Below are 25,744 nucleotides of genomic sequence, written 5' to 3'. Positions count from 1 at the left end.
TACTATTGTTTAATTATGTTGGTGTAGGGGGTAATGTGCGTTGAATCTTAGTAAAGTGTCTTCAGATAAATTACTTCCAGTACTGTTTATACTGCCATCCATTGTGGCCATTGGTATTTTTGTTTATGGGTTTATTAGTTGGACGGGATATGTGTCCTTCTCTAATTGGAATACACTAACACCTGATTTATCCTTTGCCGGCTTAAAAAACTATTTGTTCTTGTTCAACGATTACAGATTCCAATCTGGTATGCGTAATACGCTATTCTTTACCTTGTTTTTTATCATCGGTGTATTAGGGTTAGGGTTCTTTTTAGCCACTTTTATAGATTCTAATATTAAAGGGGAATCCTTTTTCCGTAATATTTTCTTATTTCCAATGGCATTATCCTTTGTTGTTACAGGTGTTGTATGGCAATGGTTATTAAACCCTAGTACTGGAGTGAATCTATTACTAGCATCCTTAGGCTTCGAAAGCGTACCGAGGTGGTATATTGATACGACCATATTATTCAGCTTTCCCTTAGGACAAATTCAATTTGGTATTCCAATCGCTTTACTGTCCGTAGTTATTGCTGCTGTATGGCAGATGACAGGTTTTTCATTAGCTATGTATTTGGCAGGTTTGAGGGCTATTCCGGAAGAGGTAAAGGAAGCAGCACGAGTGGACGGGGCAACAGAATTTCAAATCTACCGCAAAGTGATTTTTCCAATACTCATGCCCATTACCGTTAGTATTATCATCATCATGGGCCATATCTCTTTGAAGATATTTGATTTAATCTATGCAATGACAGGATCAGGGTCCAACTTCGTCACAGATGTACCAGGGGTTTACATGTTCGAAACGACCTTCCGTGGTAATTTCTTTGGACACGGTGCAGCGATTGCCATGATCATGCTACTGTTAGTGGCTGTGGTGATTGTGCCGTATCTAATCGTGAGCAGGAAGGGGGATTCCTAGATGTTGAAAAAAATTAGACTGGGTAGAGTATTGGTTTATTTGATCCTGGCAATGATGACCATCTTCTTTCTAATGCCGATATATGTCATGTTAATCACGAGTGTCAAACCTTTAGCAGAGGTTTCCCTTGATCGAATGTGGGAACTCCCATCTACCGTATCCTTTGAGGCCTATGGGTATGCTTTTGAACGATTATATCCGAATTTGTTAAATACTATTTATCTAGTTGTTCCAGCAACATTGATTTCAGCGTTGTTAGGTTCCTTAAACGGTTATGTCATTTCCAAGTGGAAGTTTAAAGGATCTGACTGGATTTTTACAGCAATATTATTTGGAATGTTTATTCCTTATCAAAGTATTCTCATTCCGTTGATTCAGTTTTTACAAAGCATTGGGTTGTATAATTCCATTCCAGGGTTAATCTTAGTGCACGTCGTATATGGGATACCCATTACTACGTTGATATTTAGGAACTTTTATGCCAACATCCCGACGGAATTATTGGAAGCAGCGAAGATCGACGGCGCAGGGTTCTTGGGAATTTACCGTTACGTCATGTTCCCGTTATCTATATCGGGCTTTGTGGTTGTTTGCATTTGGCAGTTTACAAATATATGGAACGAGTTCCTATTTGCCGTTAGTATCACAAGTTCAGGCTCACAGCCAGTGATGGTTGCCCTTCAAAATCTATCGGGAAGCCAAATTGTTCATTGGAATGTACAAATGGCCGGAGCCTTATTAGCAGCACTTCCAACACTATTAATCTATATTTTGGTTGGGAAGTATTTTGTGCGGGGTCTCCTTGCGGGTTCAGTGAAAGGGTAAAGACTATTAGAGAGATTGCGTGCAAATACCACCTCTCAAAAAATAAAATGTTTGCGGTATGGAGGATAGTTTTGGAGCTATCCTCTTTTTTGTGGTTTCGGTAGTAATCCTTTTCACTTACACTATTGGGAATTTTTGTGTGAGGGGAGGTTTGGATGGAACAGGTAATCGTTGGTTGAGGGTGCATACGTGTTTCATGGAAGGTCTATGAAACAGGTAATCACCAATTGAGGCTCAGGACGCGTTTCAGAAAATAGTTATGAAGCACTTCTCAACGAATTTTGAAGGAATTTCCAAGTCAATGTAGAAGAAGTTCCATACTAACTGTTCATCCAACGCTTCGGAAGGGGACCATCTAACTATGGAAAAAAAACTAAACAACAAACAGCGTTTGCTACGGGTTCAGGACCTGTTGAAGAAATATACAGACGAAGATACGGAGCTCTCATTGGAAGAGTTACTGGACAAGTTTTACGAAGAGAATGGTGTGCATATTGGTAGGAAGGCTCTTCGTGATGACTTGAGGGAACTGGAAGAGTCGAGGTTGTTTGATGTGACGGAGAATCAGGAAAAAGAAGGGGTGGAGAAATATTACAGCCACCAGCATCGGCTCTTTGAGATTCATGAACTGCGTCTACTTGTGGATGCTGTTTCGTCTGCAAAATTCATTACAAAAAAGGAAACGGAAAAGCTTGTAACGAAGATTCAGGCTTTGACAAGTAAGAACCTTGCGAAACAGCTGGAAAATAGAATTATTCTCTCGGACAGTGCGAAAACGGAGAATGACAAGGTGAAGCATATCATTCATGAGTTACACACTGCTATACAAAAGCAGCAAGAAATCACCTTTCAATACGGGAAATACAATTTGGCAAAGCAATTTGTATTAAATCGGGACGGAGCTTTTTATAACGTTAAACCATACGCCCTTGTGTGGAACAATGATTTCTATTATTTAATCGGGGAATATATTCCTCGGAAGGAAATCCGCCATTACCGGGTGGATCGGATGCGCAATATCTCATCTACGGAGGGGACATTTTTACCTGATCCGAATTTTGATACAACAAAGTACACTCAAAAGCTCTTTCATATGTATGCGGGAGAGGAGTCTATTTTAGAAATTGAGTTTGCTGCGGATCTAATCAATGTAGTTATCGATCGGTTTGGCAGGGAAGCGAGTATTCGCCCAACAGAGGAAGGGACATTTCGCCTCTCCACAACGGCAGTTATAAGCGATGGATTAGTAAGATGGCTCCTAACCTGGGGCTGTGATGCGAAGGTACTTACCCCACCATTTTTGGTAGAACGAATGAAAGAAGAATCGGAAAAACTATATAACAGATATCATTCATAAAGAAAAGGGACGGCTAGGTAACCGTCCCAAATTCATTTTCTCAAAAATCATTCCCCAGGCGTGAAAGTTCGTTTGCCCAGTTCATTTTCTAGCATGTAGAAGGCGTTACTGTCGTTTTCAATTCTTCTTAGTTTTTGAATAATATTATCGAAAGAAGCTTCTTCCTCTACCTGCTCCTCAATAAACCACTTCAAAAATGTCATGGTGGCGTGTTCCCGTTGGTCCAATGCCATGTCGGAAAGCTTATAAATTCGTTGGGTAACATCCTTTTCGTGGGCAAGGGATTTTTCGAAAGCATCTAATACGGAAGCGAACTCATTGTTCGGATTTGGTATTCCAGTAACCTCCGCTTTTTCCCCCATATCATTGATGAAATTATAGAACTTCATTGCGTGAAAGCGTTCCTCTTCTGCCTGTGCCAAAAAAAAGTTTGCGAAGCCATCAAGGCTTTCGTGGGAACAATAAGCTGCAGTAGCCAAATATGCCTGCGCGGAATAAAATTCAAAGTTCATTTGATCATTTAAACCTTTAACAAGCTCTTTACTTAACATAAAATTCACCTGTCCTTAATGTTTATTTACTTTTGATGTTACTATAGCCACTAACCGATGTCCAATGAGGACAGTTATTTAAAACAAAGCACTATAAAATAGGGCGTGGACGGTACTTCAGAAAGGTATAGTTCAATTAATGATTGATGTATAATGTAGATAAGTAAAAGGACGAACAATGGTAACAAAATGAGAATAAAGGGGGGAGAAGAATGTCCACTCGGTCGGAATTACGAGAACAAATCTTAGGGGAGTTAAGGAAAATAGTAACGGATACACTTTCCGATGAAAATGTAAGGATTTATTTGTTTGGCTCATGGGCGCGCAAAGAAGAAAAACATAGTTCAGACATAGATGTTGCTGTAGAATGTATAGAACCTATTACACCGAATAAATGGCAGGAACTAAGTGAAAGAGTGGAAGAATCTACGATTCCTTATCATGTGGACATAATTGATTTAAATACGGCAAGTTCCTCCCTAGAAAAAAATATAAAAAAAGAGGGGATCATATGGAAAGATTGCATGAAAGGTGAACTTCTGCAGAAAAAGCACTTAAGTCTTTTAAAGAGCTCGTTTTACTAGACCAACCAAACGATGTGGAGAAAGATGCAACGATTCAACGGTTTGAATTTACATTCGAAGCGTCATGGAAAGCGGCGAAACAATATTTGTATGATGTGGAAGGGATAGACATTGGTTCACCTAAAGGAGTCATTCGCAGTTGCCGGGAAGTTCATTTATTGAATGAGGAAGAAGTGATTCTTGGATTAAATATGGTAAATGATAGAAATTTAACTGTCCATACTTATAACGAAGAAGTGGCAGTGAAAATTCATGCCAATTTAAAAAGTTATTATAACCTGTTAAACACCTGGGTTCAAAGGATGAGAGAAAAAGCTTAAATGGGGATGCACCCCTCTCCGCACCTATATTCTGAAAATTTATCCATTTCAGTCTTACTTGTTGACATCAACATTACCTAAAAGATAAAATACGTCATAAGTTAGTTTTTTTAGTTTAGAGAAGTTAGTTTAGTAGAGAATAGCTGAGGAGAGTGAACGGAAATGAATAAAGAAGTTATGGGAAAAGGGTATTTTGGTGAGTTTGGAGGAAGTTTTGTTCCTCCACAATTGCAGGAAGTATTAGAAATTTTAGCAGACCAGTTTGAGAAGTACAAGAATGACCCTGAATTTAACGAAGAGTTTAAATACTATTTAAAAGAGTTTGTTGGGAGAGAGAATCCCCTTACCTTTGCAAGTAACCTAACAGAGCAACTGGGTGGAGCGAAGATTTACCTTAAGCGTGAAGACTTAAACCACACGGGTGCCCATAAAATTAATAATGTCATCGGCCAAATCCTATTAGCGAAGCGAATGGGTGCCAAGCGTATCATCGCGGAAACCGGGGCAGGTCAGCATGGTGTCGCAACCGCAACCGCTTGTGCCATGTTCGGCATGGATTGCACTATTTACATGGGAAAACTCGATACAGAAAGGCAAGCCTTAAATGTTTTTCGAATGGAGTTATTAGGGGCTAAAGTCGTTGCTGTTGATAAAGGGCAAGGCCGCCTCAAGGATGCGGTGGATGAAGCATTGAATGATCTCGTGGAAAACTACGAAAATACCTTTTACCTATTAGGTTCAGCCGTAGGTCCGCACCCATTCCCATCCATGGTGAAACACTTCCAAGCTGTCATTAGCGAGGAGTCCAAACGGCAAATTATTGAAAAGGAAGGTCATCTACCTGATGCGGTTATCGCCGTAACAGGGGGAGGAAGCAATGCCATCGGAGCATTCGCTCACTTCATCGACGAGCCATCCGTTCGACTTATTGGAGTGGAACCGGATAAAGCTGCAACCCTCACCGAGGGAACGCCAGCGGTAATCCACGGATTCAAGTGCCTTGTTTTACTTGATGAAGAAGGAAATCCACAACCGACGTATTCCATTGCTGCCGGCTTAGACTATCCTGGTATAGGACCGGAGCACAGCCATTTGAAAACGAGCGGCCGAGCGGAGTACTATACGGTTACCAATGAAGAAGTATTAGAGGCATTCCAGCTTTTGTCTAAAACAGAAGGGATCATCCCTGCTTTAGAGAGCGCACATGCCATCGCCCATGTAAAAAAATTAGCACCACAGCTTTCAAAGGATCAAGTCATCATCGTAAACATATCCGGCCGCGGAGACAAAGACGTTCATCAAGTATATGAAATGTTGAAAAATGAATAGATTTTTGAAAAGGCTTCTGCTGAAGAAGCCTTTTTTGTGTGGTTTTTAGGTTTTGGCTGCAGTCTATAGGGCGGTTTTGTTTATAATAATTCTAGTTTGGTAGATTATTGTAGAAATTCGATAGATTATTAGTGGAAATCGATAGATTATTGCTCCAAATCGATAGATTATCCCACAATTTCGATAGATTAGCCAATTTACTGGAAATCCCGCCTTTTACAATCGGAAATAAAAATGTAAGGTTGGGGGAAAAATGGGGTAGTTTGGGCTTTAAACGGGGGAGTATGGGGTTTAATCGACAGGGTATGGGGGATTATGAGGATAGTATGGGTTTACATTTACTTTCATTAACTACAATTCTTAAAATACCCAAATTTGTGAAGAGTCGATTACATATATTTCTACTGCTATCCCTTCGACAATCTAGTACAATAGAAATTAGAAAAATGTAAGTATTTAGGGGGAGTTGTCGATGGAAAAGATAAAGAAACGGCTAGTTGCTTTTCCGAAAAAATCAATATCATTAGTGGATTTAGAGGAATTATGCAAAAAGGATGTGGAATCCTACGAGGAGTTCTCGTCTATTATATTAAAATTTGAAAAGGAAGGAATTCTTAAAATGGTAAAGGCTAAAGGGCAAAACTCCCGGCCTCCTTTTTTAGCATTTCAATATAGAATAAATAAGAGTCCATTAAAGGAATTACATCATCAGGATTTGCAACGTTTTCGCCTTCAACTTCATCCGACCATCTCCATAGATCATTACTATAAAGAGGATCCTTCTATTTGGAAAAAAGACCTTCCTTTTATTCAAAAAATTGACGAGTACATAAAGGAGCACAACTTTCCAATAGAGGATGTTCCTGCCCCTGAACGGAGCTTTGAATTAGTAGGGGACGAGAAGTGGATTACGGAGAAAGGTGGCAAGGAGCTCCTAGAAAAACTGGGAATCTATGACCGGTTGAAAATTATTCCAGTTTCGGATCCTCTCATGTTCGCCATTAATCCAATAACTATTAACCATTCAGAACAGCTGCACCTGATTGTGGAGAACAAAACGACTTATCAAGGTCTTCTCCCAATATTACGAGAGACAAAATTCTCCACTCTTATCTATGGGAGCGGCAAAAAAATTATAAAAAGCATCGAACAGTTTCCTTCCCAATACCCTGTTCAAGCGACACATAAATTCCTTTATTTCGGAGATGTGGATCGGGAGGGGATATCCATTTGGTATTCCCTAAACAACAAACAGCCCACCACGTTAGCACTACCTTTTTACCGGGCGTGTCTTAAAAAGGAAGCATCGAAAGGGAAAGGCTATCAAAGGGAACGGTCAGAAGCAATGGAGAAATTTCAAACCTTCTTCCAACCACAGGAACAAGAACAAATTACCAACTTACTAGAAAAGGGGCTGTATTTACCGCAAGAAACCCTTAAAACGAAAGAACTACAGGAGATTTGGAGGGAGTCAGATTGGACAGGCATGATATAAAGGATTTAATTAGTGGCTTCAGGGATCGGACGAGAAGGCTTGCTCTGTTTGACCCCCTCCATGAACTGGAGCGTAAGCGGGAGCAGGACCAACAGAATACCCTGATTGATATGAAAGGCCTTGGTCTTCTCACCCTCCTTTTCTTTTTCGAGCAAAAAATCATGAGGCAAACGAAAACAGGAGTGAAAGAGCTTGCTAGGTTCCTTCAATCGATTACAGAGTCGAAATATAAATTGGATGAGACTCAATATGAGAGATTAGCAAGATCCATTATTCAAACCTTTCGACCTACCACTGGAAAAAAACGTAGCTATGTTTTTTATAACTGGGAAGAAAAACGGGATGACAGCATTGAATACTCCATTCTTAAAGCCAATGCATTCGATGTAAAAACCAATACGCAGTATTATACATTGGATGAAGACGGGCTCGAATTGCTTTTTGCAACGAAAGAGTTTTACAGTGAATTTCAATTGTCCATTAATCAATTAATGCTCCGCAAGCAGTTAGATAAAGGGGAGTTCAAAGGGGCGCTCCGCCAAATAAACGAGATGCGAATTGATGTGGAAACTCTCGAGGAGCGGATGATCAAGCTAAAGCATGAAATACAACGAAGCATTGTTTCGGAGGAAACCTTTGAACGATATAAACAACTGTTAGAGGATATATACGGCCGCCTTGCAAGGGAAGATGAAGAGTTTCAAGAACTCCGTCAATTTGTAAAGGAAACTCGGGAACGGCTATATTCCAAGGATGTTCACCAAAGGGAACGGAAAACGTATGAGCTTGTCCTCAAAATTAATCAAGAGCTGGAGAAGGTGCATTATGACCATTCCCGTCTCCTTGAACAAACCGTTTCCCTTAAAAATACAACGTTAATCACTGCACAGGAATCCCTTTATTATACAGGTATCCAAGCTTTTAACTTTGATCAAGATCTCGTTTCAAAAGTTATATCCACACCACTTCCTATGGAGGCAATGAAAGGGGTTCTGCACCCGTTTCTAAAGGTGGAAGAAAACGAGCTGTGGTCGCCGTTAACGATTTTTGCCGAGCAAAATATAACGGAAGAACGGGAAGAGACGGTGGAACAGGGCCTGATAGAAGTGGACGGAGATCAACAAGATCATCCTTATCGAAGCTGGCTCACGGAAAAATACAAAGAAGTGATGGACCTTTACTTAGACGCTTTTTATGAAGCTAAAGTTGCCACACTGGAAGACTTCATGAACTATTTAGAGAAAAAAGACCAACGCAAGGTACTGGAGCAACGTTATTTTTACGATTTCTGGTTAATTCTTCACCAGCGGTCGCCAATCATTAATGGATCGGTGGAGGAAGAAGATGGTCAGAAAACATTGCTCAGTGGTGCTTTGAGCCTCCTTGGTAGACGAACGTTAACCATTGAAGAGGGGAAAGGCACGATCTCTAAAGTAAAACGGTACTCCATTCAACAAATGATCCTGACATTGGAGGAAGAGTAACATGGATTATACAGAACAGAAGGTAATCAAAGCCTTTCAATTATATACAACGATAGCGAGAGACGGATTTGCGGAAGGGGAGGCCCTACAGCAATACAAAACGGACGATGATATACGGGCTCTCCTAGATTCTTTTAGCCGTGAAGTAGATTGTGTTGTGATTCGAACGAGTGAGCGGTTATTTCTCGTTCCTCGGACGAAATTGTCACCATTCCATGTAAGCAATGATTGGATTAAGCGGAATTATCTCCGTTCAGGTGCTACTAATGCAGATATTTATTTACTGTATTTTTCCACGATGGTCTTATTCGGGAGCTTCTATGATTCGTATCAAAGCCAAGAACCGACGAGACAGTTTCTTCGTTTAGAAGAGTGGGTACAGTTTATCCAAGGGAGAATGGACCAGCTTAAGGTCCATGATGAAGACGAGTTGAAGGAGCTAGAAAAGGAGTTTTCCTATAACTGGCGCTCCATCATCGAAAAATGGGATGACATGGATGACATTAAGGAAACGGCTAAAAAGCAGACGGGGAATACGATCAGCCGTTTCAGCTTTATTGACACAGTAAAACGATTCCTTGTGGATCAAGAGCTAATCCAAGAAATTGGTAATGACGAAGTGACGTTAACAGAAAAGGCAAAAACGATTATTCAGCGCTTCTATATGGAAGTGGAATATAATAGAGGAATTTTGGAGTTTATTTACGGATTTGAAGAAAAGGGGAGTGAAGAGGATGCCATCCATCAGTAAAATTCGCTTAACAAATGTCATTTATGAGGAAGGGAACAAGCGCTACAATGATGAGCTGTTTCTATTTGACGGCTACAATGGGGCGATCCTCCTGGAGAATGGTGGGGGAAAAACGGTACTCATCCAAACGGCACTACAGGCCATCCTCCCCCATGTGGACTTAGCAGACCGGAAAATCAAAGATACATTAGTTCTTGAAAATGCCCCGGCCCACATTGCTATTGAGTGGATCACCAATGATGAGCCACGCCAATATGTGGTGACGGCCGTTTCCTTATTCATGAATAAGCATGGACTTGATTCGTTGCGGTATGTCTATGAATACACGGCTAATGACCCAAATGGAATTGAAGGAATCCCCTTTGTCCGTGATGGAAAAGGTGGAAAGCGCACTGCCGAGCGGGGAGAGATGGTAGATTACTATGGTGGTATGAAGGAGAAATCCTTCCACGCAAAGACCTTCTCTACTATCAAGGAATACAAGGGGTTTTTGGAGGAACAGTACCATATCATTTCCAGCGAATGGGAGAGTGTTGTGAAGATTAATAGTACCGAGGGAGGTGTGGAGGCCTTCTTTGATGACTGTAAAAATACGAATCAACTCTTTGATCGATTGCTGATCCCTACGGTGGAAAGCTCGATTGCAGGGCATGATGCCACCATGTTTGCAGATATGTTTGAAAAACAACATACAAGCTTCAAAAACTATAAAAAGCTAAAAGAAACCATCGAAGAGAATAAACGGATCCAACAGCAGTTGGAAGAGTATGTGCGGACGTATGAAGGACTCCATAAGAAAGAACAGGTATATGAGAAAACGAAGGAACGGACGAAGGGAATTTGGCTCGAGACCCTTAGGGAAAAGGAGAGTACAGAAAGGGAGCGGGACAATATTGTTCAAGAGCTGGAACGTTGGAAGACGAGTAACTATCAATATAAGATGAAGAAGGCCTCCCTTGATATTCAGCTAGAAAAGGAAAAATTAATAGCGTTACAAAAGGACCATGAGCAAGTAGTCATCGCTCGAGGAGTAAAGGAAGAAGAGTTATTGGAAAAACAAAAGCATTACTACTCCTTGAAATATGGTGAACTAAAGGAAGCCCTAAAGGAACATCAAGACCGATTAGCCCATGTGGAACAGGAAATGGAAAAGCTCGATCAAACGGAGGAATTAGATCAGCTAAATGATCAATTAGAAGAGGCGAAGGCCCAGCTATTAGGTTTCTTCTTGGAGGAAAAAGAAGGGCTGGAGAAGGAAAAGCAAGGTCTTATCTATGAACGGAACCCTGTGGAAAGGGAATTAGCCAACCTTCTTCAAGTTGAGCAGGAAGTAAAAGGAAAGAAAGAGGCATCAGAAAAGACCCTCTCCGAAGTGCAAGGGCGCATTCGTATGCGAACCTCTGATATGAAGGATTTAGCTAAGAAACTTCTCACTAATCCCCTAGAAGAAAATGTCCAAGTGGAGTATGGAAAGTGGACGGAGAGAAATGGGCAGTTGGAAAGGGAGTTAATCCAGCTCAAGGAAGAGGAGCAAAGGTTGGTCCAAAGGAAGTTAGAGGCAGAAGGGAAGAAAGAAACCCTTCAAGGAGAATTTACTCGTGTGGAAAAGGAAAAAAATCAACTGGATTTCCAATTGTCAGAGGTTGGGAATAGGGAAAGGGAGTTAATCCTTAAGCTAGCTTCTGTAAGACCCCAGTGGTCCAGTTTGGATTCCGTTTACTTTCAGCAGAACTCCATTATGACTAAAATTCTAGAAATGATCGAGAAGCTAGATAAAGAACGAAGTACTTTACTCTATAAGGAACGGTTAGCCTACCGCTTTGTGGATGATCATGGAAACCAGGAGCAGTTCTTCGGTGATGCCTTCGTGGAACAACAGCTACACACGTGGAAAAATCAATTGGATTATGTTGTTACAGGGGTGGAATATTTACAATCATTAGCCCCGTCGGAACAAGAAAGGAAAAAGACGTATCCTTTGTGGCCGTTAACATTGATAACGACGGCAAAATCCAAAGGGAAACTGCAGGAAAAGCTTTTTCAAGTAACGGATCGTTTACAGTTTCCCGTCGTTGTTTTGACAACGGAGGAAGCGGCAGCGGTTTCTGAGAATGGGGATGAAGGTTATTCTTGGATAGCGCCAAAACATTGGGGAGAAAATAGCGACCCTGTCTTTTTCCAAGAGTGGAAAGAACGAATCGGCGACCTCGCTCGGGAGACGACCACAAAAAGGGAAGAAAAGGAAGCGGAACGAAACCAATGGGAACAAATACAAAATGAGTTTGACAGTTTCTTTCAATATTACCCATACGAAAAAATAAAAGAATGGGAAGAAGCCCAAAGGGAAAAGACAAATGTAGTGAATGACGTTCTTTCTTCGATAGATAGGTTGAAGGAAGAAATAGTGGAAATAGAGATGGCCATTTCTAGTAATGGTCAAATGTACAAACAAGCCCATGAGGAAAAACAAGGCTTGCTTAGGAAAATGCAGGATGGAGAGCAATATCTTCAATATGAACAGGAAGTAAAACGAGAGGAAGAGCGGAAAGAGGAAATTCAGCAAAGGCTTGAAGGGTTGAAAAGGGAACTAACAGGCCTTGTGAAGGAAATAGGCGACTTCGAGGAGCAGAAGAAAGATTTAGATGGACGCATCCAAACTTTATCCTTTCAGATCCAACAATTGTTGGCTGAAGAAGACTATCAGGATGTTAAGGATTTGCAGCCAATTTTTACAGGGGAGAGCAAGAGGGTCATTAAAGAACGGATTAGGGATATAGATTATAAGATTAATGGCATTAACCGCACCCACCGGGAACTTAAGGTGAAACATGATGCGGCCCGCGAAAATATAGCTTCTACTGAAAAACAGATGAGGGCTCTATTGAGTGAGCATGGAGAAATCGATGTGGAGCTGCCTTTCCCAAGTGACGGGAAACAAGAAATGGAGTTAGTTTGGGCGAAGCTTTTATCTTTGAAGGATGTGGTGAAAGAGCTTGGGACGGAAGTGGAGAAGAAAGCCACTTTGATGAATACGCAAAAAGGTAAAGTGGAAAACAAAGTGGAGCGGTTCCGGGAAGATTTTTCCGAAGAAGAGGTGTTGGAGTTTGCTGGGCTTGAGCTAAAAGAGGTGTCCGAGGAGCTCAAGCTAGAGAAGGAGCGGTTAAAGGAGAAAAAGAAATTCATAACTGAAGAAGAGGCACGAGTGACCCAAGAGTTGAGGAGTATCGGGGAGGCGGAACGTGGCTTGGACCGCCATAGCGAGTTACATCACTTCGACGCGCCTCACATAAAGGGGCAACTGTTACTCCATGAGGAAATTTCTATGTTTAAAGAGAATCGGAAGGGCTTCGTGGCGAAGGTGACAAAGGAACTGCAGGAGAACCGAGAAGCGGTGGATGCTGAGAAGGTGCAAGTGGAACGGGCGAAGCGAAGGTTCCGGGAGTTCTGTAATGGGGCTATCACGGATGTTAAAATGCGAAACATGGCGTTAAATGGGGTAGAACAGAAGGAAAGCTATGACGACATCGTTACCTTTAAGAAAAACATGATGGTAAGCGTGGAGCGGGCAACGAGCTACGCCAATGAGCATATTCGCCAGAAGGACGCTGAGCTGCAATCCTTTATCAATCACATTCATAGCCACCTGGAGACCATTGTGGAGGAATTAAAGCAAATTCCGAAAAAGACGAAGGTAAAGGTTGGGGACGATTGGAAGCAGATATTCACCTTTAGCATCCCCGAGTGGGAGCCGGAGGAAGGGAAAGCTCGGATTCGCGATTACATGGAGTGGATCTTGCAACAGCTGGAATCGGAGCGGTTCTTAAACGATCAAGGAGTTCAGGACGATGCAAAAATCAGGAAAGAAATCGAATCGTGGCTCCATTCGAAACAGCTGCTGCAAATGATCATGAATAACGAGGTTATGAAGGTAAGCTGTCGCAAGGTAACAAACGATAATAAGGTTACTACGAGGTCTTACTCCTGGGAGCAGAGTAATGTGTGGTCGGGAGGAGAAAAATGGAGTAAAAATATGACGTTGTTCTTTGGAATTTTGAATTATGTGGCGGAGAAAAAGCAGCATATTCAGCCGAAGATGAAGCGTCATAGAGCAGTTATTTTGGATAACCCATTCGGAAAAGCCTCCAGCGACCATGTGTTGAATCCTGTTTTCTTTGTAGCCGAGCAATTAGGCTTTCAAATTATAGCGTTGACGGCTCATGCAGAGGGGAAGTTTCTGCAGGATTTCTTCCCAATCATTTATAGTTGTCGATTGAGGGGGGCTGCTGGACTATCAGGAGCAGGGGCAGCCTCAGGATCCGGATCCGGGGCGGGTAAGCAAGTGATGACGAAGGAAAAATGGCTGCACCACGCCTACTTCCAAGATCACGAACCGAAGACCATTGATAGGCTCGGAGAAACAGAGCAAATGACGTTGTTTTAATATAAAAAGATGCGTGGGGACGGTTTGGGCCGCGGAGACAAAGTATATGAAATGATGAAAAATAAGTGTTTTGAAAAGGCTTCTGCTGAAGAAGCCTTTTTTTGTGCAGTTTTTAGGTTTTGGCTGCTGTATATGGGATGGTTTTGTTTGTAATAATTCTAGTTTGGTAGATTATTGATGTAAATCGATAGATTATTAGTGGAAATCGATAGATTATTGCTCTAAATCGATAGATTATCCCACAATTTCGATAGATTATCCAATTTACTGGAAAACACCACGGTTATAATCGGAAATAAATATGTAAGGTTGGGGGGAAATGGGGTAGTTTGGGCTTTAAACGGGGGAGTATGGGGTTACATTTACTTTTACAACCTTGTCACGGACCGGGTCCCGTACAGTTTTGTGAACTTTTCTAATTCAAGGGGGAAAAGTTGTTTTTGTATGTGACATTATTAGACATTTTTAGTAAAGTGAAAAGTGTGATGAATGATGATGATGTTGGGGTTATTTCAAATATAAAATATAGATTAGTAACCGATAGAATGTAATTACTAGAAAGCGGGTGTAAAGGTGAGATTTCCATTCTTCAAAAAGCAGGATGAGTCATTATTAACGGAGTTGCAACAGGTGCGAGGGCAGTGGGCCACAACGGAAAAAAGGTTGGACGAGCTTGAGCAGCAGATTCAAAAGGCAACAAGACTTCAATATAAAACAGGGAAAAACCTGGATGATAAATTAGATAGATTATCCTCAGCTATAAAGGAACAGCAGGAAGCAAACAACTACCATAACGCGGAACGGATAGTGAAGAATTTAATTGGTCAAATCGATGATATGGATATTGTCCTTGGAAACTTACAAGAGGGTGACCAATGGGAAGAACTGATAAAAAGGTGGATCGATACTACACTCTCCACCCTGCGGGAATTAGGTGTTCAAGATACCGTTCATCTTGGTGAACAATTTGACCCCCGGCTAGCAGAGGCCATTGAAACAGTCCCAACTTCAGAGTATCTTCAACCACTACAGATAGCTCGAGTATATAAACGAACATTTATAAATGAAAAAGGCATTATCATTAGAAAAGGCCAAGTGGCCACAGTGAAGGAGGAGTAGTAAATGTCATCAGCATCCAGTAAGGATAGTTCCTTTCGTCCCATCGTTGGCATTGACCTAGGTACAACAAATTCAGCTTCAGCGTATATTTTTAAACAAAAACCGAAAATGATCCCTCTCGAAAACGATGAAAATATGATCCCATCCGTTGTTCTCATTCATCCGAAGGGCCGAGTCGTGGTTGGGGAAGAAGCGAGAAGTGCATTAGTAGCTATGCCTGATAGAACAAAGGCGGCGGTGAAAAGAAGTATGGGAGAGGACATAACATTTCCCCTTGGAGAACAGTCCTATACACCGGAAGAGTTATCGGCATTCATTTTAAAAGAAATAAAGGAGTCAGTTGATGATGTCTTAGGGGAAGGGGAAAAGGAAGCAGTCATTACTGTACCAGCTTATTTTACAAACGCTCAGCGTCAGGCCACCAAAAAGGCTGGGGAGTTAGCAGGTTTCGTGGTGGAGCGAATCATCAACGAACCCACTGCAGCAGCACTAGCCTATGGACTGCAGAATTTAAATGATGACAGCCATATTCTTGTTTATGATCTTGGTGGAGGTACCTTTGACGTTTCTGTAGTAGAAATGATGGGCGGCATCCTTGAAGTAAAAGCCTCTGAAGGGAATAATCAGCTTGGCGGAGAGGATTTCGACTGGCACTTAGTGGACTGGCTGGCAGAGAAGGTGATGGATGAGCATGGGGTGGATCCACGTCAAGACGTTCGTGGCAAAGCTAGATTAAAGGAAGAAGCTGAAAAGGTAAAAAAAGAGTTATCATTCGTTAACTCCGTGGATGTTGCTATACCGGTTATTACTGTAAAAAATAATGTGCCAATTGGACTAGATGTTACGGTAACTAGGGAAGAATTTATTTCCCTCATCAACCCTTTACTTCAAGAAACGGAAGAAAAACTTCGACAGGTACTTGAAGAGGCAAGTCTAAAACCTAGTGATATAGATGAAGTACTTCTTGTTGGGGGCTCAACGAGAATTCCACAAGTTCATAAGCTTGTTCAACAATTTTTTAAAAAGGAACCGAGAAGTGATCTTAATCCTGATGAAGTAGTCGCTCAAGGGGCGGCGGTACAAGCCGGAATAAAATCAGGGGCACTTTCGAAAAAAGGGATAATTGTTACGGATGTGGCCCCTTTTTCTATGGGCATCGCCGTAGTAAATCATAGTCCAGGGAAAAGAGCAGGGATGCCTGGAGCCTTTCATGCGATCATCCCGCGAAATACCACCATCCCTGTGACACGTAAAGAACAATTTACTACTACTTCCGATGGTCAAACGGAAGTAAAAATAGAAATTTATCAAGGGGAGAACGAGTGGGTAAAGGACAACTATTTCCTTAATGAGTTCCTATTAGAGGGGCTACCACCACGGCCAGCAGGGGAAGAGGGAGTAGATGTCACCTTTCGATACAATTTAAATGGTATTTTGGAAGTGGGCGCAAAGAGCATCACAACTGGTGCTGAAATGAAGGTTAGATTAGAAGATGCCATAGATCGTAGCTCAGAAGATGCCTTTTATGGTAGTCTTGCAAAAATAGAAGGAGCCTATCAACAGGATGACGGAGAAAAAGAGGTTACCGAAGATGAGGAATGGAACCTTTTCGACTACTTAGAGGTGGATGATGATGACCAAGAAGAAGCGGAAGAGACACTTCAAGAGTTGATGGAAGAAGCAGAAGATTGGCTGACTCGCTTTACAAATGAATTAGATAATCGGGACGGACATTGGAAGGAACAGTTACTTCAAGCAATTGCACAATTAAAAGGGGCTTTGGATGAAAAGGATACAACTAAGTTACATGAAGCTATCGAAAAATCCGTCGATTTAGCCATTGACTTAGAATTGTAATGGAAGGTGAATTTTATGAGCATTTCAACAGCAGAAAGCTATTATAAGATTTTAGGCACGACGGCAAAAATAAGTCAACGGAGAATTAAGGAAAAATATATTGAGGCTGTGAGGAAGCATCCACCTGAGACGGATCCAGAACAATTTGAGAAAATCCGTAAAGCATACGAAGTACTTAAGGATCCCTTGAAGAGGAAAGAATATGACCTCATGAGAAAATATGGTGGGAAAATTGAGAACATGCTTGAAAAAGCTGCAGATTATGTTACTGGTGATGATTTTACAAAGGCAGCTGCCATCTATAAAGATGTTTTAGCCATAGACGCTACTAACTTATCTGCAAAAATAGGATTAATGTTTATTCATATAGTCGAAGATGAATTGAATGCTGCTTATGAATTATTTCGTGAGCTGCAGAAAAATGCGGATAGGTTAAGAGAAGAGGGAATCGAATTAGACTTCATCTATTCTGTTTTTGCAAAAATGTTAATAGAAATGGATTATAACAAGGAAGCTTATACCATTTTAGAAGAGGGATTAAGGAAATTTTCCCACCAAAATACTTTTATTTTTGAACCACTAACGATGGTATGTATCATGCTCGAAAAATACGATCGAGCTATGGAAGTGGCAGAAATGGCTATTCCCAGTCCCGAGGAAGAAACAGTGGAAGATGTTCCGTCCTATATCATTTGGATCCATACAATTTCACAAACAGATCAGTGGTCTAAGCTGTCCAGAATTCAGTCTCGATTCCGTAAACTATTGAAAGGAATCGAAGAAGAGGAAGACCGTATGGGCGTATTTTATGCACTAATGGAAGAATACGAAGAAGCCTATGAACATCAAAAATATCGATTAGCAGAAATATTTATTGACTTTGCTAAATTGGTCCAAGTTGACCTCTATGATATTAAAGAAGAAATAAAAGAAGTAAAAAAATTGGTTCGTGTAGAGAAAGACTTTAATAGAATTTTCCAAGATGAAAAAACCTTCCCTTTAGTACTGCGAAATGCAGTCCATTGGTACTTTGACGATGAAGATCATCCCGTCGTTCAGCAATTAGAAAGTCAGTTCACCCCAGAATTTGTTGCTGAATTAGAAGAGGAGAAGGAATATTACGCAGCGAGTATTCTTCACTTAAAAAAGAAATACCCAGCACTCTATAGCTACTTTAAAGAAGAATGGGACAGCCTATTTGAAGAACTAACGAGATATTTTAATAGAGAAATGAAACGAGGGTTAAAAAAGTTTTTCTAACAAGGGATGGTTCCGATACTTCCAAAAGGGAGTACCGGAACTGTTTTTTTTAGGTCTGTAAAGTGTGCTAGGAATCAATACCAAGATAGTTGCTTGGCGAATATACATTGAATTAGGAAGAATCCGTTATCTAACTAGGGGGATGGGGGATTATTGAGGTAGGTGGGGGGATTATGGGTATAGGTTGGGGTTTTATCGATAGGGTATGGGGGAATATCGAGGTAGTATGGGGTTACATTTACTTCTATTAACTATAATGGAAAAATATACAAATTAACCCACGTGCGAAGCGAAGTGTATATGACAACAGTATAATGCTTTCTTCTGTAAAAATAACTTACTTCTTATATGACCCTTAAGATTCTGAGCTTATATAATCTCCTCAAATCAACCCAAAATTTATAAATTGACTATTACCCTTATCACTCTAACATAATAATCTCTAATTCCTTTTTAATCTATATAATGCCAAAATGTGACTATCGGAACATCTAATGATAATCCTATCCTGAGTACGTTTCCAGAGCATCTTTCTGAAGATGCTCGCGGAAACGTACTCGTTATGTGTTTAGCTGCTTTCTTTCAACTCCGCATTTATTTCTCCTCCGAGGAGGATGATGACGGAAGAGAGGTGGAACCAAATCATGAGTGCGATGACGGCTCCGATTGTTCCGTAGGTGGCTGTGTAATTGGCAAAGTTATCGAGGTAAAAGGAAAATAACAGGGATGTCAGCTGCCAGCCGAGTGTTGCAAATAGAGCCCCTATGTAAACCTCCCGCAGTTTCAGTTTGGTATTCGGTCCAATTAAGTACAATAATGTAAAAACGATAAACAGGATAACGAAGCTGATTACCCAGCGGAAGAGGTTGAAATTCAAGAAGTTTAGGTCGATGGCGAAGAAATCCTTCATTACGCCACCAACGACTTGTAAACTTAAAGCCACAAGTACGACAGCAAACATACCAATGGTTAAAAAAATTGAGATGATTCTGCCTTTAAAGAATTTCCTTTCTTCCGTTACATGGTACGCCCTATTTAACAAATGGAGAATCGTGTTTAAGGCAAGGGATGCTGTCCAAATGGTAAAAAGAATACTAAAGGATAATAATCCAGTATTATGCTGAGCGGTGATTCTCGTCCACTGTCCTTCGATAAAATAAAAAATCTCTGCAGGAACCACGTCGCGGAGGAGCTCCAAGTCAAATTCAAGTGCAATAGGCAAGAAAGAAAACAAAGAAATGATAAAAATGAGAAATGGAAAAATTGATAGCAATAAATAGTAAGCGCATTGTGCAGCTAACTCAATTAAACGGTGCTCTTTAAAGCGTACAAAGATCGAGATGATGAATTCCATTTATGAAACCTCCACTTCCATTAACGTCACAAAATAGGGACATACTTCCTTTATGTTACCATCCAATTGCCAAAATTAAACATAGGACAGCCGCACCCCTTTTTAAAGTTCTTTTACGAGATCTTTAATTGTACTTCCTTTTGGCAGTGGTGCTAGGGTGAGGAAGCCGTTGGTACTTGGCTCTGCCAGTTTCATGCAGCTTAGTCCAGGTTTTCCGTTGATGATCATCATGCAGGTTGCGCACAACCCCGTGCGGCAGGAAAAGCGGTAGGCAAGGCTGGGATCGTGATGCCGGTAAATTTCCTCTAAAGCTTCAAGAACGGTCATTTCCTTCGTATAATCTACTTCAAACAAATCCACCACTTCTGAATTCGCACGTTCAATTTTTACCGAAAGTTTCTCCATCACCTATCTCCCCCTTTCACTGGGCTTGTGCCAAATTCCATTGTCTCATCATCAAGTTTCACAATTGTATGGTACGTTTCGGAGGACATTTGAGGATAATCCGTAGTAAAATGTGCTCCACGACTCTCCTTCCTTTGGATAGCAGCACCTACAATGGCCTGAGCTGTGCGAACCATATGGCCAGCTTCAATAAAATCAAGGATTTCACGGGAATAGACCCCAGTACTACTAAGCTTCACCTGCTCCAGTTCGACCTCTACTTCTTTCAGCTGTTGTAACGCTTTTCCAAGACTTTCGTTCGTACGAATAACCCCAACGTTTTCACCTAATATCCCTTGAAGCTTCTCCTTTAACTCATGGGGCCTAATATGTCCATTCGTTGGTGACTGAATTTTTTTCAAAAACAGGTCTGTCATCTTGGATTGTGGTGAATTGGAAGGGGGAGCGGATGTGATCCCCTCGACCGCGGTGGCCGCTAGTCCTGCTCTGGCGCCAAAGACAATGCATTCGGAGAGGGCGTTGTTGCCGAGACGATTTCCCCCGTGGAGCCCACCGGCAGTCTCACCGGCAACGTACAGCCCTGGGACTGTGGTGGCTCCGTCCCCATCAGCCTGAATACCGCCCATAATAAAGTGAGCTGCTGGTCCAATTTCTGCACGGTCCTTGGCAAGATCTATCCCTCGATCTGTGCATAGGGTAAACTCGTGGGGGAACTCCTTCTTTACCTTGTCCAATTCACCGGAAGCATCGAGGTAAACGCCGCCCCGTGACGTGCCTCGACCAGTGGCAATTTCTGTTGCGATGGCGATGGCTAGCTTGTCCCTTGTTGTATTTTCTAAAAACTCCGGTTCATAAGCGGTCATAAACCGCTCCCCACGGCTGTTGTAAAGCTTCGAATAATGGTAAAAGCTAATGCACAGTCCGGCAATGGAATGTGGCGTAACTAAACTGACGGGATAAAATTGAACTTGTTCCATATCGATCAAGGAAGCCCCGGCAGCTAATCCTAAGGAAAATCCATCTCCTGTGGTTTGCGCCGGGTTGCTAGTAATGGGATAGAGTTGGCCGATTCCCCCAGTGGCAAGGATTACTGCATTACTATGTATAAGGTAAGGCGTGTTTGTCTTCTGGTCAAAAACAATAGCACCACAGATGTGACCGGACGTCTTCACTAACTCCAAAGTAATTACATCGCTCCATTTCCGAACATTATCCATGGAGTTTACTTTCCGAATGAGGGTTTGGACAATGGCAAGCCCCATTTTTCCCTTGCGAGCACTGACGGAACGGGGGACAGAATGACCAGCAGTGGGAAAAACAGCTACTTCTTTATTCTCATCTAAATCAAGCTTTAATCCCCAATCGATTAAATCCTCAAGGCGGGTGGAGAGGTCGTTAGCAAGGATATTCATCAACTCTGGATCGCTAAGACCGCGGCCACTTTCTTTAATATCATTAAGGTAATTTTCTACACTATCTTCCGGTTGGGACCAGGCACCTAAGCTGGCAATTTGCACAGCGCCTACGGTGGAGCCACTTTTCCCAACAGCACCTTTATCAATAACGAAAACATCTGCACCTGCCTGACCAGCATATACACTAGCGACAAGACCAGCCGCACCAGATCCAATGATTAGAATATTCGTTTTTATAACTTCCATTGACTTCATATAAAACAACTCTTTCCTTTACCTTTACTATTGAATTTAGGCTGTTGCTTTTCCCGCTGGAGTCGCAGCCTTTCGCTTCTTCAAGCTTTAAAAAAAACAATAGGGTTTACAAAACAGCTATTATACAAGACACATTTTACTAGAAATGAGGTGTAAATAAAAACATAGGGAGTAGTGAACGGGGCCAAGGGAAATTGGTTGTTAGAAGAGGGGTTTGGACATGGAGCGTTGAATTAGTATGGTAAAGAAGGGAAACTAAACCAAGGCTTGGGTATATAAAGCAGAGCAAAAAGTTCTTAATGGGTAAATTCTCAACAAAAAATAGAAGAAAAGGGGAATGGAAATGATTCGAAAAGCTTCTGTAATGAAAGTCTATCCTGGACATTTTGAAGAATACAAGAAACGCCATGATGAGTTGTGGCCGGAAATGGGAGAAATGCTAAAGGAGCATGGGGCACATAATTACTCGATTTTTTTAGATGAAGAGACTGGAAATTTATTTGCCTATGTGGAAATTGAGGATGAGGAACGCTGGAGTAAGGTGGCGGAAACGGAAATATGCCAAAAGTGGTGGGCGTACATGAAGGACATCATGGAAACCAATCCTGATAACAGCCCTGTGGCTAAGGAATTAAAAGATGTATTTTACTTGAAATAATAGACTGGAAATAGGTATGAAATGAGGCTGGAACAAAAGTGTTTTATAAATGACAAATCCGAACGAAATAGAGATTATAATTGGTGCATATAAAAATCGCTTCGGAAATATACTTCGCTTTCCGCGGGCGGCTGGTGAGTCTCCTCGTCTAACGCACTGTGGGGTCTCATCTTTGCCTTTGCTCCCGCAGGAGTCTACGTATATTTCCTCCGCTAAGGTAGTACACTGTTCGTATTTCCAGTTAAACGCTTTGTTATGTCCTAGCCTCATTTTGGAAAATATAAATGAAACTGCAAAAGGAGTGGAAAGGAATGAAATATCGAAGACTTGGAAAAACGGATTTGAAGGTGTCTGTAGTTGGTGTTGGAACATGGCAATTTGGTGGGGAGTGGGGGATGGATTTTTCCCAAGAAGAAGTAAACAGCATCTTAGATAAATCGAAGGAAGTGGGCATAAATCTTATTGACACGGCAGAGTGTTATGGGGACCATCTTTCGGAAAAATTTATTGGGAACTATCTGTCCAACGATAAGCGAGAGGATTGGATTGTGGCAACGAAGTTTGGTCACCAGTTCCACGCTAATTTTGAGCGTACAAATCACTGGTCAGCGGAGGAAGTATTAACACAGTTAGAGGATTCTTTAAAGGCCCTAAAAACAGATTACATAGATCTTTATCAGTTCCATTCAGGCAGTGATGAATCTTTCAAGAACGATGAACTATGGACGATGCTTGATAAACAAGTACAGGCAGGGAAGATACGTCATTTAGGGATATCTATCGGCAGCAATCAAAACATTTATCAAACGGATTTAGCAACGGAAGTGAATGCTAAGGCGATACAAGTGGTGTATAACCGTTTGGAGAGGGAGCCGGAGGAAGAGGTTTTCCCATCATGTGAGAGGCAGGATTTAGGGGTCCTTGCACGTGTTCCATTGGCAAGCGGTTACCTTAGTGGGAAATACAAGCCAGGTGCTGTCTTTGGTGATCAGGATGTTCGCCACAAACATGATCAAGAAGACGTAGCAAGGAAGCTTCGTTTAGTGGAAGAGATTAAGTTGAACGAAGTACCAGAAGGGGTCAATATGGCTCAGTGGGCGTTGGCCTGGTGCTTAAAGCATCCTGCCGTAACAACAGTAATCCCAGGGTGTAAAAGTCCGGAACAAGTGGAGCTAAATGCTAGTGCAGCAAGCTTAGATCTAGTTCAAGATGACCACCCACAGGCGGTAAAGTAATAATAAATATCACAAAGCCTGCATCGGGTGGCTCTTCGCCGAGCCTCCTTGGAGCAGGCCTCATTATTAGCCATAAAAGGGGCGGAGGAGAAATTCTATGAAACTAGTTACGTTTGTGAAACAAGAAGAACAAAAATTAGGTGTGAAAACGGACCGGGGAATTATGGATATAGAAGCAGCGTTAGAAAAGGTACCAGCGGAGAATGTTCCAACGTCGGTGATGGAAGTTATTCAACAAGGTGAGTCAGCGGTTGCTGCTTTACAACAGTATGTGAGTGCATTGGCGGAAACAGAGGATACTTCCTTTATTCTCGATGAAGAAACGATTCAGTGGGGGCCCGCTGTTACACAGCCAAATAAAATTATTTGTGTGGGGTTAAATTACCGTAAGCATGCCGATGAAACAAATTCCCCTTACCCGGAAGTTCCGATTCTATTTAATAAATTTAACAACGCTTTAACTGCACATAAATCTACTATTGCAGTCCCGAGAGTGACGGAAAAATTAGATTATGAAGTAGAACTAGGAGTTGTTATTGGAAAAGAAGCAAAATACGTAAGTAAAGGAAATGCATTGGATCATGTTTTTGGCTACTGTACGGCGAACGACCTATCTGCAAGGGACTTACAATTAAAAACACCACAATGGCTATTGGGGAAAACATGTGATGATTTTAGTCCAGTAGGTCCCTATTTAGTAACGGCAGATGAAGTGGGCAACCCTAATAACTTGTCTTTAAAAACCTATGTTAATGGAGAAGTACGTCAGGATTCAAATACTTCCGATATGATTTTTTACGTAGACGAAATCGTGAGCTATATTTCTCAGCATATGACGTTAACCCCTGGAGACATTATCTTAACAGGCACACCTGAAGGAGTAGTAATGGGATATCCGAAAGAGAAGCAAGTTTACTTACAACCGGGGGATGTAGTGACTGTGGAGATTGAAAAGGTAGGTTCCTTAACAAATACCTTTGTTGCGGAGGAATAATTGTATAATTAAATAATGGGCGGTTCCAATGCTTCCTTTCAACAGATAGGAAGCATTGGAACCGCCCAAGACCAAGTGAAATAGTTAATAAGTAAAGTTCCAATGGCTTCGTCCGTTGCATTCGGCCTACTGAAAAAAAGGAAAGCACCTTTTCACTAGTCACAAACTATTTTTCCCAATTAAAGCTAATCTCCCGTAAAAACGCTCTTGCTAGGAGCATGTGACCTGTTGCAGATGGATGAACTCGATCCCAGGCTAATGCAGAAGAATGTAAGTTCTTTAATACTTTATTAAAGGCTGCTTGTGTATCGACAAGAATGCAGTCATACTTTTCTGCCAACTGTTTCACTATGTCTCCGTACTGATTCATGGTATGTAGCATGGCATCTTCGTTATTTTCGATGTAAAAAGGAGTCATTAGTACCATCCCTTTTACATTTCGTCTTGTTTCCGATACAAGCTTCTCTAGGGTTTCTGCGTACTCATCTAAATACACATGTTTTTCCTTTATTAAAGGTTTGTCGAATTGACGCCAAACGTCATTAATACCAATCATGATGGAAAGCCAATCGGGATTATGGGCAAGAACATCCTCCTGCCACCGAGCATGCAGATCTCGAACCGTATTCCCACTAATCCCTTGGTTAACTACCCTTATTCCAAGCTCAGGATAAGTGGACTGAAGTAATGCATCAACGAAAGAGACATATCCTTTTCCAAGGGCATCAAAGGTCCCTTCTCCTTCAGGCTTTTTCCTATCACAATCCGTTATGGAATCCCCAATAAAAAGAAGCTTATTCCCTTTTTCTAGTATCATAAACTCCCATTCCTCTCCGTATAAAATTTAATTTGAGTATAGCATAAAAGTAGTAACATATTGATTAATTTTCAACCAAGTGTTGCTCATATAAACCCTCATCACTTATTGTTTCACTTTATTATTTAATAACTATATAGTTCAACCTAAAAATAAAAATTATGTGATCATTCGCTACAGCCCACTCGCTTTCCGTGGGTGATCTGCCGAGCCTCCTCACGACTTCTGCTGTCTCTTCCTCTGCTAGTGATGCTCTGTTGTAGCATCCGTCGAG

At 41.5% G+C, this 25,744-nt stretch carries 21 protein-coding genes; 16 read left to right on the top strand and 5 right to left on the bottom strand.

The features are described from left to right. The first annotated feature begins 40 nt into the window (after positions 1-40). The 3 genes from J2S74_RS03840 to J2S74_RS03830 all read left to right on the top strand — a co-directional run bounded on the left by J2S74_RS03840 (position 41) and on the right by J2S74_RS03830 (position 3,146). Entirely contained in the window at positions 41-964 is a 924-nt protein-coding gene (locus J2S74_RS03840; RefSeq protein ID WP_307322054.1) for a carbohydrate ABC transporter permease, read from the top strand. Continuing rightward, positions 965-1,789, top strand: coding sequence for a carbohydrate ABC transporter permease (locus tag J2S74_RS03835; protein WP_307322051.1), 825 nt, complete (start codon positions 965-967; stop codon positions 1,787-1,789). Between the two features lie 361 nt (positions 1,790-2,150). After that, complete coding sequence (locus J2S74_RS03830) at positions 2,151-3,146, top strand: helix-turn-helix transcriptional regulator (protein ID WP_307322049.1); 996 nt, start codon at positions 2,151-2,153, stop codon at positions 3,144-3,146. Positions 3,147-3,193: 47 nt separating this feature from the next. On the opposite strand, the gene J2S74_RS03825 is transcribed toward J2S74_RS03830, so the two are convergent. Next, complete coding sequence (locus J2S74_RS03825) at positions 3,194-3,697, bottom strand: ferritin (protein ID WP_307322046.1); 504 nt, start codon at positions 3,695-3,697, stop codon at positions 3,194-3,196. 212 nt (positions 3,698-3,909) lie between these two features. Here J2S74_RS03825 and J2S74_RS03820 point away from each other — a divergent pair, with 212 nt between their 5' ends. From J2S74_RS03820 to J2S74_RS03775, 10 genes are all read left to right on the top strand, one after another. Beyond that, positions 3,910-4,281, top strand: a complete 372-nt coding sequence (locus J2S74_RS03820; RefSeq protein ID WP_307322045.1) for a nucleotidyltransferase family protein — start codon at positions 3,910-3,912, stop codon at positions 4,279-4,281. A 14-nt stretch (positions 4,282-4,295) separates the two neighbouring features. Further along, complete coding sequence (locus tag J2S74_RS03815; protein WP_307322043.1) at positions 4,296-4,601, top strand: HI0074 family nucleotidyltransferase substrate-binding subunit; 306 nt, start codon at positions 4,296-4,298, stop codon at positions 4,599-4,601. Between the two features lie 162 nt (positions 4,602-4,763). Further along, positions 4,764-5,930, top strand: a complete 1,167-nt coding sequence (trpB, locus tag J2S74_RS03810; RefSeq protein WP_307322040.1) for a tryptophan synthase subunit beta — start codon at positions 4,764-4,766, stop codon at positions 5,928-5,930. 472 nt (positions 5,931-6,402) lie between these two features. Then, a complete protein-coding gene (locus J2S74_RS03805) occupies positions 6,403-7,425 on the top strand; it encodes a Wadjet anti-phage system protein JetD domain-containing protein (protein WP_307322038.1) in 1,023 nt (340 codons plus the stop codon). Next, complete coding sequence (locus J2S74_RS03800) at positions 7,407-8,909, top strand: replicative DNA helicase (protein WP_307322035.1); 1,503 nt, start codon at positions 7,407-7,409, stop codon at positions 8,907-8,909. The genes J2S74_RS03805 and J2S74_RS03800 overlap by 19 nt, the downstream gene beginning before the upstream one ends. Position 8,910: 1 nt before the next feature. Continuing rightward, positions 8,911-9,660 carry a DUF6063 family protein gene (locus tag J2S74_RS03795; protein WP_307322033.1) on the top strand — a complete coding sequence of 250 codons (750 nt, stop codon included), beginning with the start codon at positions 8,911-8,913 and terminating at the stop codon, positions 9,658-9,660. Continuing rightward, complete coding sequence (locus J2S74_RS03790; protein ID WP_307322030.1) at positions 9,644-14,101, top strand: coiled-coil domain-containing protein; 4,458 nt, start codon at positions 9,644-9,646, stop codon at positions 14,099-14,101. Before J2S74_RS03795 ends, J2S74_RS03790 begins: the two co-directional genes overlap by 17 nt. A gap of 573 nt (positions 14,102-14,674) precedes the next feature. After that, complete coding sequence (grpE, locus tag J2S74_RS03785; protein WP_307322027.1) at positions 14,675-15,220, top strand: nucleotide exchange factor GrpE; 546 nt, start codon at positions 14,675-14,677, stop codon at positions 15,218-15,220. 3 nt (positions 15,221-15,223) lie between these two features. Continuing rightward, complete coding sequence (locus J2S74_RS03780) at positions 15,224-17,077, top strand: Hsp70 family protein (protein WP_307322024.1); 1,854 nt, start codon at positions 15,224-15,226, stop codon at positions 17,075-17,077. Between the two features lie 15 nt (positions 17,078-17,092). Next, positions 17,093-18,337, top strand: a complete 1,245-nt coding sequence (locus J2S74_RS03775; RefSeq protein WP_307322021.1) for a DnaJ domain-containing protein — start codon at positions 17,093-17,095, stop codon at positions 18,335-18,337. Positions 18,338-18,905: 568 nt separating this feature from the next. Here J2S74_RS03775 and J2S74_RS03770 read toward each other — a convergent pair. The 3 genes from J2S74_RS03770 to J2S74_RS03760 form a co-directional block, all read right to left on the bottom strand. Continuing rightward, positions 18,906-19,691 carry a YihY/virulence factor BrkB family protein gene (locus J2S74_RS03770; RefSeq protein WP_307322018.1) on the bottom strand — a complete coding sequence of 262 codons (786 nt, stop codon included), beginning with the start codon at positions 19,689-19,691 and terminating at the stop codon, positions 18,906-18,908. A gap of 102 nt (positions 19,692-19,793) precedes the next feature. Further along, complete coding sequence (locus J2S74_RS03765; RefSeq protein WP_307322307.1) at positions 19,794-20,096, bottom strand: 2Fe-2S iron-sulfur cluster-binding protein; 303 nt, start codon at positions 20,094-20,096, stop codon at positions 19,794-19,796. Next, positions 20,096-21,757: an L-aspartate oxidase gene (locus tag J2S74_RS03760; RefSeq protein WP_307322015.1), complete on the bottom strand. Its 1,662-nt coding sequence runs from the start codon at positions 21,755-21,757 to the stop codon at positions 20,096-20,098. Before J2S74_RS03760 ends, J2S74_RS03765 begins: the two co-directional genes overlap by 1 nt. Positions 21,758-22,109: 352 nt before the next feature. On the opposite strand from J2S74_RS03760, the gene rhaM reads away from it, so the two are divergent. From rhaM to J2S74_RS03745, 3 genes are all read left to right on the top strand, one after another. Next, the gene (gene rhaM / locus J2S74_RS03755; RefSeq protein ID WP_307322013.1) at positions 22,110-22,424 is read left to right on the top strand and encodes an L-rhamnose mutarotase; all 315 of its coding nucleotides are present in this window, start codon (positions 22,110-22,112) and stop codon (positions 22,422-22,424) included. A gap of 311 nt (positions 22,425-22,735) precedes the next feature. Next, positions 22,736-23,659 carry an aldo/keto reductase gene (locus tag J2S74_RS03750; protein WP_307322011.1) on the top strand — a complete coding sequence of 308 codons (924 nt, stop codon included), beginning with the start codon at positions 22,736-22,738 and terminating at the stop codon, positions 23,657-23,659. Between the two features lie 97 nt (positions 23,660-23,756). Then, entirely contained in the window at positions 23,757-24,653 is an 897-nt protein-coding gene (locus tag J2S74_RS03745) for a fumarylacetoacetate hydrolase family protein (protein WP_307322009.1), read from the top strand. Between the two features lie 166 nt (positions 24,654-24,819). Here the strand turns inward: J2S74_RS03745 and J2S74_RS03740 are convergent, their stop codons facing one another. Continuing rightward, complete coding sequence (locus J2S74_RS03740) at positions 24,820-25,470, bottom strand: SGNH/GDSL hydrolase family protein (protein WP_307322005.1); 651 nt, start codon at positions 25,468-25,470, stop codon at positions 24,820-24,822. Positions 25,471-25,744: the final 274 nt, after the last annotated feature.

It is taken from the genome of Evansella vedderi, assembly GCF_030813435.1.
GTDB classification, from domain to species: Bacteria; Bacillota; Bacilli; order Bacillales; family Salisediminibacteriaceae; genus Evansella; species Evansella vedderi.
The sequence above is the reverse complement of the archived record's forward strand: the minus strand, read 5'-3'. Positions and strand labels throughout refer to the sequence as shown.

Coding starts and splice junctions, on each gene's coding strand:
- J2S74_RS03795 (WP_307322033.1), top strand. CDS start 8,911: ATGGATTATACAGAACAGAAGGTAATCAAAGCCTTTCAATTATATACA.
- J2S74_RS03775 (WP_307322021.1), top strand. CDS start 17,093: ATGAGCATTTCAACAGCAGAAAGCTATTATAAGATTTTAGGCACGACG.
- J2S74_RS03825 (WP_307322046.1), bottom strand. CDS start 3,697: ATGTTAAGTAAAGAGCTTGTTAAAGGTTTAAATGATCAAATGAACTTT.
- J2S74_RS03750 (WP_307322011.1), top strand. CDS start 22,736: ATGAAATATCGAAGACTTGGAAAAACGGATTTGAAGGTGTCTGTAGTT.
- J2S74_RS03790 (WP_307322030.1), top strand. CDS start 9,644: ATGCCATCCATCAGTAAAATTCGCTTAACAAATGTCATTTATGAGGAA.
- J2S74_RS03740 (WP_307322005.1), bottom strand. CDS start 25,470: ATGATACTAGAAAAAGGGAATAAGCTTCTTTTTATTGGGGATTCCATA.
- J2S74_RS03760 (WP_307322015.1), bottom strand. CDS start 21,757: ATGGAAGTTATAAAAACGAATATTCTAATCATTGGATCTGGTGCGGCT.
- J2S74_RS03820 (WP_307322045.1), top strand. CDS start 3,910: ATGTCCACTCGGTCGGAATTACGAGAACAAATCTTAGGGGAGTTAAGG.
- J2S74_RS03830 (WP_307322049.1), top strand. CDS start 2,151: ATGGAAAAAAAACTAAACAACAAACAGCGTTTGCTACGGGTTCAGGAC.
- rhaM (WP_307322013.1), top strand. CDS start 22,110: ATGATTCGAAAAGCTTCTGTAATGAAAGTCTATCCTGGACATTTTGAA.
- J2S74_RS03745 (WP_307322009.1), top strand. CDS start 23,757: ATGAAACTAGTTACGTTTGTGAAACAAGAAGAACAAAAATTAGGTGTG.
- J2S74_RS03765 (WP_307322307.1), bottom strand. CDS start 20,096: ATGGAGAAACTTTCGGTAAAAATTGAACGTGCGAATTCAGAAGTGGTG.
- J2S74_RS03770 (WP_307322018.1), bottom strand. CDS start 19,691: ATGGAATTCATCATCTCGATCTTTGTACGCTTTAAAGAGCACCGTTTA.
- trpB (WP_307322040.1), top strand. CDS start 4,764: ATGAATAAAGAAGTTATGGGAAAAGGGTATTTTGGTGAGTTTGGAGGA.
- J2S74_RS03805 (WP_307322038.1), top strand. CDS start 6,403: ATGGAAAAGATAAAGAAACGGCTAGTTGCTTTTCCGAAAAAATCAATA.
- J2S74_RS03780 (WP_307322024.1), top strand. CDS start 15,224: ATGTCATCAGCATCCAGTAAGGATAGTTCCTTTCGTCCCATCGTTGGC.
- J2S74_RS03835 (WP_307322051.1), top strand. CDS start 965: ATGTTGAAAAAAATTAGACTGGGTAGAGTATTGGTTTATTTGATCCTG.